This window comes from Amycolatopsis sp., assembly GCF_025464955.1.
In the GTDB taxonomy this organism is placed as follows: domain Bacteria; phylum Actinomycetota; class Actinomycetes; order Mycobacteriales; family Pseudonocardiaceae; genus Amycolatopsis.
Map to the genome: position 1 here is coordinate 19,017 of NZ_JAODNM010000151.1, position 13,124 is coordinate 32,140.

A 13,124-nucleotide genomic window follows, 5' to 3' on the forward strand; every position below is an offset into this window, starting at 1 on the left:
CCGCGATCTAGATCGCTCGAACTGAACGCTGGGAAGTGTCAATGATGACGAAGACAGATGTCGCACCAACGAAGTCGAGCCAGGCGCGAGTGGCGGTGCAGCGCTTCGGCGGCAAGCTCGCCAGCATGGTCATGCCCAACATCGGCGCGTTCATCGCGTGGGGCCTGATCACCGCCCTGTTCATCCCCACCGGGTGGGCGCCGAACGCGCATATCGCGCAGCTCGTCGACCCGATGATCAACTACCTGCTGCCCGTGCTGATCGGGTACACCGGCGGCCGGCTCGTCCACGGTCAGCGCGGTGCCGTGGTCGGTGCCGTCGCGACCGTCGGCATCGCGGTCGGCGCGTCGATCCCGATGTTCCTCGGCGCGATGATCATCGGCCCGCTGGCCGGTTACCTGCTCAAACTGTTCGATGACAACATCGGCCACCGCAGCGCGCCGGGCTTCAAGATGCTGGTGGACAACTTCAGCGCCGGCATCATCGGCGGGCTGATGGCCGTCCTCGGCATGCTGGGCATCGGGCCGGTCGTCCAGTGGATCACCAAGGGCCTCGGCAACGGTGTGCAGGGGCTGATCAACGCGCATCTGCTGCCGCTGGTGTCGGTCATCGTCGAACCGGCGAAGATCCTGTTCCTCAACAACGCGGTCAACCACGGCATCCTGGGCCCGATCGGGGTCGCGCAGGCCGCGCACGCCGGCAAGGCCATCGAGTTCCTCATCGAGCCGAACCCCGGCCCCGGCTTCGGCATCCTGCTGGCGATCACGCTGTTCGGCAGCACCAGGGCCGCCCGCGCCACCGCGCCCGGTGCCATCATCATCCAGTTCTTCGGCGGGATCCACGAGATCTACTTCCCCTACGTACTGGCCCAGCCGCGGCTCGTGCTCGCGGCGATCGCCGGTGGCGCCTCCGGTGTCCTGGTCTTCAGCATCACCGGGGCCGGCCTGACCGCCACGCCGTCGCCGGGCAGCATCATCGCCATCCTCGCGCTTACCCCGAGCGGCAGCTATGTCGGTGTCATCCTTGGTGTGCTGATCGCCGCCGGGGTGTCGTTCGTGGTCGCCTCGGCCCTGCTGAAGTTCGGCCGAGGCAAGGAAGAGGCCGAAAAGGCGAAGCAGGTGTCCAATGGTGGGGCACTGCCCGCGTAGGAACGAAGTCTCAACGAGGAGAGAAGTCGATGAGCACGATTCAAGGATCCGACATCAAGAAGGTCATCATCGCCTGCGACGCCGGCATGGGCAGCAGTGTGATGGTCGCGGCGCAGCTCGCGAAGCGGCTCAAGCCGTACAAGGTCAAGGTCGAGCACACGCCGGTCAACGAGATCCCGGACGACGCCGGCCTCGTGCTGTGCCAGGAAGGCCTGGTCGCCAGGGCGCGCAAGGGCGCTTCGGACGCGGTGATCCTCGGCTTCCAGAGCTTCCTCGGCGACCCGGTGTTCGACCAGGTCGAGGCGGCCATCCGGGACGGTGGCTCCCTTGCCGACTAAGAACTCGCTGCTGGAGGATTCCGGTATCAAGCTCGCGCAGACGGCGACGAGCCTGTCCGACGCCGTCGACCAGGTCGGCCGGACGCTGCTCGACGTCGGCGCGGTGGACGCGGAGTACCTGCCCGCCATGCACGAACGCGAGCGGTCGGTGTCGACCTTCATCGGTGAGGGCGTCGCGATCCCGCACGGCACCGACGAAGCCCGTAAGTACGTCCGGCGCACGTCGCTGGTGGTACTGCAATTCCCCGAAGGCGTGGACTGGGGCGGCAACGACGTGCGGATGTGCGTCGGCATCGCCGCCAACGGCAACGAGCAGGTGGGCATCCTTTCGTCGCTCGCCAGGGTCCTGATGGATGCCGAGCTCGCCGCCCAGCTCCGCGAGGCCAAGGACGCCGAGACGGTGATCCGCATTCTGCAGTCGACGAACGAGGAGTCAGATCAGTGAAGGTTGCGCGCTTTTACGCACCGGGCGACATCCGCATCGAAGAGGCGCCGGAGCCCTCGCCGAAGGCCGGTGAGCTGAAGATCCGGGTGCACAACACCTCGACCTGCGGGACCGACCTGAAGATCTTCCGCCACGGCCACCACCACATCGACCCGCCGCGTGTGATCGGCCACGAGATCGCCGGCGAGATCGTCGAGATCGGTGAAGGCGTTACCGGCTGGTCCGAAGGCGCCCGCGTCCAGGTCATCGCCGCCATTCCCTGCGGCCAGTGCGCGGAGTGCCAGCGCGGCCGGATGACCGTGTGTCCCAACCAGCTCTCCATGGGCTACCACTTCGACGGCGGTTTCGCCGAGTACATGATCATCCCGCAGAACGTCCTCAAGGTCGACGGGGTCAACCGCATTCCCGAGGGCCTGAGCTACGCCGAGGCCTCCGTCGCGGAGCCGTTCGCGTGTGTCCTCAACGGACAGACGCTGGCCGGTGTCGGCACCGGTGACGTCGTGGTCGTGGTCGGCGCCGGTCCGATCGGCTGCCTGCACGTCCGGCTGGCGCGCGCCCGCGGTGCCGAAGCGGTGTACCTCGTGGAGCTCAACAAGAGCCGCCTCGACATGGCAGCGAACCTGGTCAAGCCCGACGCCGCCATCTGCGGCTCCGAGGTCGACCCGGTCGAAGAGGTGCTGAGGCTGACCGAGGGCCGCGGCGTCGACGTCGTCATCACGGCGGCGGCGGCGGGCAAGGCGCAGGAAGACGGCCTCAAGATGGCCGCTCGCGGTGGCCGCATCAGCTTCTTCGGCGGTCTGCCGAAGGACAATCCGATCATCGCGTGCGATTCGAACCTGGTCCACTACCGGGAGCTGACCATCGTCGGCGCCAACGGTTCCAGCCCGGACCACAACAAGCAGGCCCTCCAGCTCATCGCCACCGGCGCGGTCCCCGTCGACGACCTCATCACGCACCGCCTGCCGCTCGATGGCGTCCTCGACGCGATCCAGATCGTCAGCAGCGGTGAGGCCATCAAGGTGACCATCGAGCCAGGCCGCGTCTCCGTCTGAGGTACGCCCGTTCACCGACGAACGAAAGAAGGAGGCGAGGAGAAGGTGGCTGACCCACTGGGCGGAAGCCCGGCGAGTCCCGGTACCGCGGTCGGTGTCGTCGCCAGGCTGACGCCGGCGCCCAGCCTGCCCGAGCAGTGGCCGGAGCCGGCGGACGCCGAGGCGGAGATCGCCGCGGCGACGGGCGCGCTCGCAGCTGTTGTGGCGGAACTGTCCCGGCGCGCGGAAAGCGTGACGGGGGAGGCCAGGGACATCATGGACACGCAGATCATGATGGCCGGCGATCCGACGCTGGAAAGCGGGATCCGGGAGTCGGTCGGCAACGGCCGACCCGCTGCCTGGGCCGTGCACGACGCGTTCAGCACGCACCTGACCGCGTTGGCCGCGGCCGGCGGTTACCTCGCCGAGCGCGTCACCGACCTCGCCGACCTGCGTGACCGTGCGATCGCCGGGATCCTCGGGCAGGCTCCGCCGGGCATCCCGGATTCGGCCGAACCGTTCGTCCTGGTCGGCGTCGACCTGGCGCCCGCCGACACGGTGACGCTCGATCCGGCGAAGGTGGTCGCCATCGTCACCGAGAAGGGCGGGCCGACCAGCCACACCGCCATCGTCGCCAGGGCACTGGGGATCCCGGCGGTGGTCGGCTGCGCAGGCGCCGCCGGGCTCGACGACGGTGTCCGCGTCGTCGTCGACGGCGACCGGGGCGAGATCACCGTCGACCCCGACGAGGAGACGGTCAGCCGGATCGCGCGGGATACCGCGGAACTGGCCGCGCTCCTCGCCGAACACTCCGGCCCCGGCGCGACCAGCGACGGGCATCCGGTCAAGCTGCTGCTCAACGTCGGCGGTGCCGGGGGAATCGAGAGTGCCGGCGCGGCCGACGCCGAGGGTGTCGGGCTGTTCCGGACCGAGTTCCTGTTCCTCGACCGCACCGAAGCCCCGAGTGTCCAAGAACAGCGTGAGGCATACGGCAAGGTCTTCGCGGCCTTCGGCACCCGCCCGGTGGTCGTCAGGACGCTCGACGCCGGAGCGGACAAGCCGGTGCCGTTCGCGAACGACGACGACGAGCCGAACCCCGCGCTCGGCGTCCGCGGCTACCGGCTGGCCGGGCGCAACCCGGACCTGGTCCGGGCCCAGCTGGAGGCGATCAGCCTCGCCGCCGCCGACCACGGCGCCGACGTCCGGGTGATGGCGCCGATGATCGCCACCCCGGCGGAAGCGGCGGAGTTCGCCGGGCACGCCCGGGCGTTCGGGATCGCCCAGGTCGGGGTGATGATCGAGATCCCGGCCGCGGCGATCCGGGCCGGGCAGATCCTGGCCGAGGTCGACTTCGTCAGTATCGGAACCAACGACCTCTCGCAGTACACCTTCGCCGCGGACCGGATGCTCGGCGAGCTCAGCTCACTGCTCGATCCCTGGCAGCCGGCCCTGCTGGACCTGGTCGCGGCCGTGGCCGACGCCGCGCGCCTGGCGGGCAAACCCGCCGGGATCTGCGGCGAGGCGGCGAGCGATCCGTTGCTGGCCCCGGTTTTCGCCGGGTTCGGCATCACGAGCCTGTCCATGTCCGCGCCCGCCGTGCCGGCGGTACGCGCGTCGCTGCGACAGCGGACGATCGAGGACTGCCGCAAGCTCGCCGCCGACGTGCGTGGTGCGGCGGACGCGGCCGCCGCGCGGACGATCGCCCGGGAGCTTTTCTAGGGTCTTTCCGGTGTCCGGTGGGCTTTCCTTTAAGGAGGCACGGTCACATGGGTCGAGGACCCACCAGGCACGGCCTTCGCGCTGCCAGGAGGACACCATGACCGTTCCTGTCCGGACCCGCCCTGCCCAAGGCGCTGCCGGTCTCGAGGGCATCGCCCGCTGGTACCGCGCGAACATGGCGTGGGATACCCGGGTGGTCGGCAACGACGTCCGGCTGCGGCTGGGCCGGGGACTCGTGGCGTTCCTGACCCACGGCACGCTCACATCGCAGGTCAGGCAGGTGCTCGAGCGGGCCGAGGTCGAAGCGCCGCTGATGCTGATGGGCAACCCCGAGCGCGGGGTGTTCCTGGCCGACGCGAACGACAGGTTCTTTTCGCAGCACGACATGCCGGCCGGGGTCGTGTTCCTGAGCGCTCCCAGGGAAATCCCGCTGCCGCCGAGCTCGGCGGTCGATCGATGCGTCCGGTGGGTCGCCAAGCCGACGCCAGCTCGCCGCTGGCTGCCGGCCGCGGAGACGGTGTTCTCGGCGATCACCACCGCGGCACTGACGCTGCAGATGAAGATATAGGCAGATAAACGCAAACAAACAAACATGTAAACCTTGATAACCAACATGTTGAAGGTTACCCTGGTCACAGCGGCCGTCACCGGCCCATCGCGGGGGAAATGCCTGCGCCGCAGTACCTTCAGACCCGGAAGGGGTAGGGAAACATGCCTAGCACGCGCGTCACGATAGGTTCACCGGTCGGCCTGCACGCACGGCCGGCCCGGCTGCTCGTCGAGGCCGCCGGGCGACAGGCCGGCCCGATCAGGATCGGCCGCTCCGAAGACGCGCTCGTCAACGCGACGAGCATTCTGGCCGTGATGTCGCTGGGCGTCAAAGGTGGCGAAGAGGTCGTCCTGACCGCCGAGGGCGACGGCGCCGAGACCGCGCTCGAAGAGATCGCCGCGCTGCTTGCGCAGGACCTGGACGCGAGCACCCCGGCCCAGAACTGACCCGTCCCCCAGCGGGTTGCCGGAAAGCGGGCCCTGAGCCATCGAAAGATGGTTCAGGGCCCGCTTTGTTCTGCCAGTCGGAAATGGGTACCCGGCGGATCGCGGGTCTCGGTGACTCTCGATCCGCCGGGTTGCTCGAGGTGAGTGCACCGGGCGGACGGATGGTCACGCGCCGGGCTCTTCAGTGTTCCGGACTTCCCGTCCGGACCTGTTTTCCCAGTGTAGGCACCGTCTCCGAAAGAAGCTCTAGGGCAAATACCAGACCCGCCATTGGGGTGAAACTTTCCCCTCGCCAGGGCGTTCATAGTGATTTCCACAGTCCTGATCGTCGTATCGTCGCCGGTAAGAAGCTGGCCCGGGCCCTGGACGGAGTACTGGACAAGTTGGCCGTGGCCCCCGCTCGACACCGTGCGAATGCTCATGCCCTCGGACTGGAAATGGCGACGGTGAACCATGTCTTCGAGAATCTTCGCTCCCTCCTTCTCCCGGACCATTGAGGAATTCGAACAGGACGCGGTGCGGGTCGCCGGCGTTCTGGGTGAACAGGGGATCCGTCCGGGCGACCGCGTGATGCTGAAGGCAGGCAACTCCGTCGGCTACCTGGCCACTCTCTACGCCGTGATGCACCTCGGCGCGTCGGTGGTGCTCGTCGACCAGATGGAGACCGCCGAGCGCGCCGACCGCATCAGCGGTCAGGCCGGGGTGAAGCTCACGATCGCGGACGCGGAAGCCCCGCTGACGGGCACCGGGCCGTCGGTGTTCGTCGACGAGCTGGTCGACGCCGCCGCCGGCCGCTCCGCGGGTCCACTGCTTTCGTTCGACGACTGGGCGCAGCAGCCGGACGGCCTCATCATGTGTACTTCCGGCTCCACCGGACTCCCCAAGGGCATCGTGAAGTGTGGTGGCCGGTTCCTGAAGAACCTCGAGCGCAACGCCGACCAGATCGGCCACCGCGAGAGCGACGTCCTGATGCCGCTGCTGCCTTTCCCGCACCAGTACGGCCTTTCGATGGTCCTCATCGCCTGGCTCCGGCGGGCTTCCCTGGTCGTGGCTCCACACCGCCGGATCGACCACGCACTGCAGATGGTCGCCGAGACCGGTGCGACGGTGATGGACGCGACGCCGTCGACCTACCGCAGCATGCTCAACATCCTGCGCAAGCGGACGGTATTGCAGCCCACTCTCGACTGCGTGCGGATGTTCTGCGTCGGAGCGGCTCCGCTCGACCAGTCGCTGGTCAAGGAGTACCTGGCGGAATTGGACCGGCCGCTGCTCGACAGCTACGGCACAACGGAACTCGGCAACGTCTCGTTCGCCACCGTCGACAACCCGAACGCCTGCGGCCGGGTGATGCCGGGCATCAATGTCCGGATCGTCGACGACGAGGGAGCGCACCTGACGACCGACGAGATCGGCGAGGTCGAGATCGAATCTCCGGACATGATGACCGGCTACCTCACCGACTCCGGCGTGATGGAGCCCGCGACCCAGGGTTGGTGGCCGACGGGCGATTTCGGCTACCTCGACGAGCACGAGAACCTCATCGTCATCGGCCGCAAGTTCGCCGTCAGCCGGATGGGTTTCACGCTCTATCCCGAAGTTATCGAGCACACCGCCACCGCCGCGGGCTGTGCGACGAAGATCGTCGCGTTGCCGGACGAGCGGAAGGGATCACACCTGGTGTTCTTCGTGCAGGACGATCAGGCGCGCGACTCGAAGTACTGGCGGGACAGGCTTTGTGAGGTCCTCGCGCCCTACGAACAGCCGAACCGCGTCGTTGTCGTCGATTCCTTCCCGCTGAACACCAACGGAAAGTCTGACACGCACGAGCTGGAGAAGATGGCGCTCGCTGTGCAGTGCGGAGAGCTCCTGTCCGCCTGAGTTGAGGCGTGCAGGCCGCCTTCGCGGCGAATTGTCAGACGGCCTATTCCGGGAGCTCCACCGGGGCGATGCTCGAAAACACGTCACCAGGGCCGGGATTGCCCGGGTGGGTGCGGCCGCCGAGATGATTCAGCACCCCCCAGACCGCGTTCAACCCGGTCATCACCGCGCCCTCGGCGAAGCCGGGGGTCCACGAGATGTCGTCGCCGGAAAGGAAGAAGCCCCGCCGCTCGGGGGCGAAGTCGTCCTGCCGGAAGTGGGTGAACAGCCGGCGCTGGTAGCGGTAGTGACCGGGCAGGCTGGTCCGGAACGCGCCGCCGAAATGTGGTTCGTTCTCCCAGCTGATCGCCACCGGCGGCCCGACGAGGTGGCTGCGGATGTCGACCCCGGGGTAGATCGACCGCAGTTTCTCCAGCACGGTGTCCACCCGCTCGTCCGGGGTCAACGTACTGAGCCGTCGTGAATCGTTGTTCAGCGTGTACGACAGGCAGACGACCCCGGGCTTGTGCATGCCGTCGTCGAACAGATACACGCTGCGCGGCAGCTGGTCGGTGATGGTCATCCCCATCGTCTCGTGCCCGGTCTCGGTGTCGACGTCGAGCCAGAACGGCCGGTCGGTGAGCACGAACAGTTTGGACGCGCCCAGGTAGTGCGCCCGCTCGACCGCCGCCCAGTGCGCGGGGGACAGCAGCGCGCGGTCGCTGTCGATGGTAGTGAGCAGGGTCGGCAAGTGCGGGGTGAACACGACCGCCGGGTAGGTGCGGGTTTGACCGGTCACATCGGTGATGTCGAAGAGTTCGCCGGCTCTGGCGATGGAAGCGACCGTGGACAGGGGGGTACCTTCGTGCAGAGAAGCCACGGAGGTGCCCGAAGGCCAGTGAGCCATCCGGGCGGGCACGCGGTTCCAGAGTCCGCGCGGGATCTGCTGTGCGCCACCGACGACGCTGAACTGGTTTTCGCCGGCGGCGACGCAGACGATCCGCAACGTTTCCAGCGCCGAACTCGGGAAGTCGGTATCCCAGCTGCCGACGCCGAAACCGACCTGGCCGAAGATCTCCCGCAGCCGGAACGAGTTGAAGCCCGCTGTCCCGGCGAGGAAGCCGTAGAGCGACTCGTCGTCGAAGTCCTTGACTATCTTGCTCCACACCGCCCGCAGCACCGGGACGTCCCGTGCGCGAATGGCGGCTTGTATGGCCTGGAGTTCGGCGCGTTCGTTGAGTGCCTTCATCCACGCCTCGGCGACGTGCTGGTATTCCTCGGGGAGGTCGTTGTCGGTCGTCGCCCAGTGGGTGGCGCCTTCGAAATTGACCACCGTGCTCGACGAGGCCGGGGTGAGCGGGTTCGGGAACGGTTTGGTAGCCAGCCCCAGCGCGTCGATGTAGTGGAACAGCGTGCTCGCCGCGGCTGGGAAGCGCATTGCCCCCATTTCGGCCACGTACCCGGGATCGGCGGCGAAGGGGATCGAGCGCATCCGGCCGCCGATCTGGTCGCCCTCATAGAGCACCGGCCGCAACCCGAGCTTCATCAGTTCGTAGGCCACGGTCATGCCGGACACGCCGCCGCCGATGACCGCGACCTCGGTGCCGAGCCGGCCTTCGGGCAGGGCGCCGAGTCCGCCGGGATGCCGGAGCCAGTCATCGTAGGCGAACGGGAAGTCCGGTACGAACATCGTCATCGGGGGAGAATCAGTCATCGAGCGACCTCTCGGCGCCAGCTGTCTCGGGCTGGCGTACCCCGAAAACGTATTCGGAGCGGACTAGGGAATTGTCCAGAGGTCGGCGTGCGATACCGGCTTCCGCCGGTCGTTTTCTGGTCGGTTCCGGGAAGTTCTGTGCTCCTAACCGATTCGTCCGGTTCCGCCGCAACGGAAGCGACGGAACCGGACGAATCCAAACCGGACTCTTAGCCGACGGTGAAGTGGTCGAAGTCGACCTCACCGGTAGTGCCGGTGCTGTGCGAGGTCATCGCGATCCCGACATCCTGGGTGGCCGCCGCCGTCGGCACCGACGCCGTGCCCACCACCGTCCAGTTCACCCCGTCGACCGAGTAGTACCCCGTGTAGGTGGTTCCGGACCGGACCAGCTTCAGCCAGCTCGGATAGCCCGCTGTCTGGGTACCGCCGGACTGCGACTCGAACTGGCCGTCGCCGTTGGCATCCCAGTCCAGGATGTAGCCGTTCTGCGGAGTCTCCGCGAGCAGCACATACCCCGGCGACGTGGCCGAGCCGGTGACATCGTTGCGCACGATGATGCCGGCCTTCGCCCACGGCGCGGTGTTCTGCTGCGAGGCCACCTCGACCGTCGCCACCGTGCCGTCGTGTTCGGCCTTGGGCAGGTAGATGCTGCTGTAGTCGTTGGTGCTGCCCCAGATGTCCGCGCCCTGGCCCGCGATGCCCAGCTTCGTGCCGGACTGGGCGTAGCTGCCGATGACCGAACTGTAGGTCGAGTACGGCTCCTGCAGCTGGCTGTGTGTGCCGAGCGGATAGCTGCCAGTCCAGCGGGTGACTCCGCCGCCCAGCCCGGTGTAGCTTTCGTTCGCGGTGAACGTGCCCGTCGAGAACAGCGTGGCCGGCGGGGAATTGACCGTGAACGTCGCCTGGACCGTCTGTCCACCGTGGACTATGCCGAACCGGGTCGGTGAGGTCGCGACCGCCGAATATCCCGCGGGCGCTTGGAGGCTCAGCTTGACATCCCTGATCGGAGCGGAGCCGTAGTCGGTGAAGGTTTCCGTTGCGGTGAAGGGCTTGTTCGCCACCGCGCCAGCTTCGAACCCGGCCAACCCGAACGAAGTCGCGGGCGGCGCGAACACCGGCAAGCGATGCGGGGTGACCCGGTACAGCAGCACGCCGTGGGGTGGCACCGTGGCGCCGATTCCACCCTGGGATTCCACGGACTTGTGCGTCCACAGATCTTCCAGCTGGTAGTCGCGGCCGGCGGGCAGGCCGAGTGCACTGGCCGTCGTCGACACGGCAGCCGGCGCGTCACCGGTGTTGAACAGGCCGACCACGGCGTCGCCGTTGCGCTCGGTCTTCGCGAACACCTGTGCGGTGCCGGTTTTGGACAACCGTTTGGCATTGATGGCGTCCTGGTCGACGTTGAGCACGTCGGTGTTCTTCAGCAGGCCGAGATCGGTCGGGTCCAGGTGGGTGAGATCGGTGCCGAGGAACAGCGGGGACGCGGCGAGCGCCCACAGGCTGAACTGGGTCTTGCGCTCGTCGAGGGTCAGCCCGTCGTTCGCCCCGTTGCCGACTTCGAGCGAGTCGTAGTCGTTGAAGCCGCCGTGGCCGCCGTAGGGTTGCCACGCGGCGACCTGGTCGAACCGGCCGGCCACGCTGCCGTAGTTGGTGAGCGGGAAGCTCGCGTTGTTCGCGCCGCAGTAGCACTCGACGTCGCCTCCGGTGCGCCAGCCGTTGGAGTACTGCTCCCAGGTCGCGGCGTCGGCGATGTTGAGGCTGTTGGACAGCTCGAGGTGGATCGGCCGCCCGGTCCCGTGCAGCGCGTTCGACCAGGCCTTCACGTCGCCGATGTCCGAGGAGCCGACGCCGTCGATCTTGAGGTAGTCGACACCCCAGGAAGCGAACTGCTTGGCCCAGGAGTCGACGAACGCCTGCGCGCCCGGTTTGCTGTAGTCGATGCCGACCATGCCACCGCAGTTGTAGTTGGCCTCGCTGACGTTGGGTAGGGCGATGTCCTTGGCGTGGTAGCTGGTGCCCTCGATCGGCGTGTTCTGCGCGACCGCCTGCGCGGAGATGCCGGGGGTGACGTAGGTGCCGAACTTCAGGCCGTCGGAGTGGATGTGATCGGCGACCGCCTGGATCCCGGTCTTCGAGCCGCTGCTGGGGAACTTCGCGGCGTCGATGACCCACCGGCCGTACGCGTCCACGTTCGGCCCTTGGCTGCCGGGGCACTGGTACCAGAAGTCGTCAAGGTTGACGTACTGGTAGCCGATCTTTTTCAGCCCGCTGGACACCATCGCGTCGGCCTGCGCCTCGATGACCGCCGCGGTCGGGTCCTTGCGGACAAAACTCCAGCTGCTCCAGCCCAACACCGGCTTCGCGCCAAGCCCGGTGTCCTCGGCCTGCGCCGTTGTCGCACTCGACACCAGTGCCAGCCCCAACGTCAGGACGGCGACCAGCCCACTGATTCTTCGCTTCACGTGTCCTCCTTGACACCTGTGAATCGAGCGGGAATCGCCAGCGTGTCCGCGCCAACGCTGGCGATTGCAACAACATCGACCACTGGTCCACACTTCTCAACAGAACACAACAATAAAGATCACACCGCCACCTCACGCGTCAAGAGGCGCACGCTGATCCGGCCTGATGTGCCACTGGCCGGTACATCTTGGCCGGGCCGGGGGAGTGTGGGGTTCGGGCGCGTCGCGGCAGTCGGTCGGCCCAGACTCACGCGCAGTGTATAATGACCTATACGGCCTGGCGGGGGTGGGACCATCGGCGGCGTCGGTCGTCCGGCCAACGGCCCGGAATCAAACTCGCAAGGATCGACCACCACACTGTCCGCTCATGGTGCGATTCGAAGATGTCAACGCAACGTTGTGGAGTGCTGGAGCGGATCCCGCCCAGCCGGCCGTGACCGACGAGATGGTCGGCGAAGCGGAGCGAGCACTCGGTGTTCGGGCAGTTGATGGGTGTCGGTCGTCCTGGGCGCGGGTTGTCGCTTCTGGACAGCCCGTACCTGGTCGAAGAGTGGGGCCTGCCGTCGCCGGTTGTTTTGCTTTCGGGCGACGGGCACTGCTGGATTGGACTCGACTACCGCGCGTGCGGCAGCAGGGAAGAGCCGTCGGTCACCTGGTTCGACGCCGACGCTGAGACCGAGCTGCCGTTGGCCCCGGACTTCCGATCGTTCATCGAAGGCCTCATGCCCGCACTTGAAGCGGTGTGACGGTTGCTGGCTCGTGCGGCAGATTCCGGTTTACTGCAGCAAGGGCCCAGGCGAGACTGGGGTGCGGTGCGGATCGGAGGGCCGGTTCCGTTGTGTTGGTGGCTGCGTTTCGTGAGTGGCTGAAAGGAACTTTCCTTGCAGTGAACGCATGGATAACGCCGTTCGCATATCGCCAATCACGTTAAGCAACCAGCCTTGCGGGCTTGGTGCATCTGTGAGTGACACCTGCGATATGCAGTTGGACGTGAAGGCCACCTTCACGACGTAATTTGCCGTGAAGGTGGCCTTCACGTCCAATCCATGATCACGTGCAGCGATAAAGCGGATCAGTCGTTCGTGTATCGAAGAGGCGTTCGATCTGCGGTAGGATAAAGGGGTGTCCAGCTCACTGATCCGGTTTCCCTCGCTTGCCGATATTCGGCGTGCGAATCCGGTGGAAGCTGCTGCGATCGCCCGCCAACTGGCGCGGATTTACAATGAGTGTGACGCGCTGTTCGGTGTGCTGGCGGCGAAGGTAGAAGCCGAGGGTGTGAAGGTCGTCTACCAGTATCTGAACACGGCACTGTGGTTGGATGATGTCACTCAGATCGGCCCGGCGGCGGCGAAGCGGATCGTGATCCGGGGTAAGGCCGTGAACTCCTCCCATACCCTGGACGGCACAGAAG

At 67.0% G+C, this 13,124-nt stretch carries 12 protein-coding genes; 10 read left to right on the forward strand and 2 right to left on the reverse strand.

Annotated features, from left to right (window positions below):
• Positions 1 to 44: 44 nt before the first annotated feature.
• The 8 genes from JWQ81_RS38445 to JWQ81_RS38480 all read left to right on the forward strand — a co-directional run bounded on the left by JWQ81_RS38445 (position 45) and on the right by JWQ81_RS38480 (position 7,558).
• Positions 45 to 1,148, forward strand: a complete 1,104-nt coding sequence (locus JWQ81_RS38445) for a PTS mannitol transporter subunit IICB (protein ID WP_297549613.1) — start codon at positions 45 to 47, stop codon at positions 1,146 to 1,148.
• A gap of 29 nt (positions 1,149 to 1,177) precedes the next feature.
• On the forward strand, positions 1,178 to 1,486 hold the full coding sequence (locus JWQ81_RS38450; RefSeq protein WP_297549615.1) for a PTS lactose transporter subunit IIB: 309 nt from the start codon (positions 1,178 to 1,180) through the stop codon (positions 1,484 to 1,486).
• Positions 1,476 to 1,931 carry a PTS sugar transporter subunit IIA gene (locus tag JWQ81_RS38455; RefSeq protein ID WP_297549617.1) on the forward strand — a complete coding sequence of 152 codons (456 nt, stop codon included), beginning with the start codon at positions 1,476 to 1,478 and terminating at the stop codon, positions 1,929 to 1,931. The genes JWQ81_RS38450 and JWQ81_RS38455 overlap by 11 nt, the downstream gene beginning before the upstream one ends.
• Entirely contained in the window at positions 1,928 to 2,983 is a 1,056-nt protein-coding gene (locus tag JWQ81_RS38460) for a zinc-dependent dehydrogenase (RefSeq protein ID WP_297549618.1), read from the forward strand. Before JWQ81_RS38455 ends, JWQ81_RS38460 begins: the two co-directional genes overlap by 4 nt.
• Positions 2,984 to 3,028: 45 nt before the next feature.
• A complete protein-coding gene (gene ptsP, locus JWQ81_RS38465; protein WP_297549620.1) occupies positions 3,029 to 4,681 on the forward strand; it encodes a phosphoenolpyruvate--protein phosphotransferase in 1,653 nt (550 codons plus the stop codon).
• Positions 4,682 to 4,778: 97 nt separating this feature from the next.
• Positions 4,779 to 5,249: a hypothetical protein gene (locus JWQ81_RS38470; protein WP_297549622.1), complete on the forward strand. Its 471-nt coding sequence runs from the start codon at positions 4,779 to 4,781 to the stop codon at positions 5,247 to 5,249.
• 143 nt (positions 5,250 to 5,392) lie between these two features.
• A complete protein-coding gene (locus tag JWQ81_RS38475) occupies positions 5,393 to 5,677 on the forward strand; it encodes an HPr family phosphocarrier protein (RefSeq protein ID WP_297549624.1) in 285 nt (94 codons plus the stop codon).
• Positions 5,678 to 6,130: 453 nt separating this feature from the next.
• Positions 6,131 to 7,558: a class I adenylate-forming enzyme family protein gene (locus JWQ81_RS38480; protein ID WP_297549626.1), complete on the forward strand. Its 1,428-nt coding sequence runs from the start codon at positions 6,131 to 6,133 to the stop codon at positions 7,556 to 7,558.
• Positions 7,559 to 7,601: 43 nt separating this feature from the next.
• On the opposite strand, the gene JWQ81_RS38485 is transcribed toward JWQ81_RS38480, so the two are convergent.
• Both JWQ81_RS38485 and JWQ81_RS38490 read right to left on the reverse strand, forming a co-directional pair.
• Positions 7,602 to 9,251: an NAD(P)/FAD-dependent oxidoreductase gene (locus tag JWQ81_RS38485; protein WP_297549628.1), complete on the reverse strand. Its 1,650-nt coding sequence runs from the start codon at positions 9,249 to 9,251 to the stop codon at positions 7,602 to 7,604.
• A gap of 209 nt (positions 9,252 to 9,460) precedes the next feature.
• A complete protein-coding gene (locus JWQ81_RS38490; RefSeq protein WP_297549630.1) occupies positions 9,461 to 11,713 on the reverse strand; it encodes an NEW3 domain-containing protein in 2,253 nt (750 codons plus the stop codon).
• A gap of 473 nt (positions 11,714 to 12,186) precedes the next feature.
• Between JWQ81_RS38490 and JWQ81_RS38495 the strand changes: the two genes are divergently transcribed.
• Both JWQ81_RS38495 and JWQ81_RS38500 read left to right on the forward strand, forming a co-directional pair.
• Entirely contained in the window at positions 12,187 to 12,459 is a 273-nt protein-coding gene (locus tag JWQ81_RS38495; protein WP_297549632.1) for an SMI1/KNR4 family protein, read from the forward strand.
• A 376-nt stretch (positions 12,460 to 12,835) separates the two neighbouring features.
• Positions 12,836 to 13,124 (forward strand): hypothetical protein (locus JWQ81_RS38500; protein WP_297549634.1); only part of this gene is annotated, 289 nt, incomplete at its 3' end.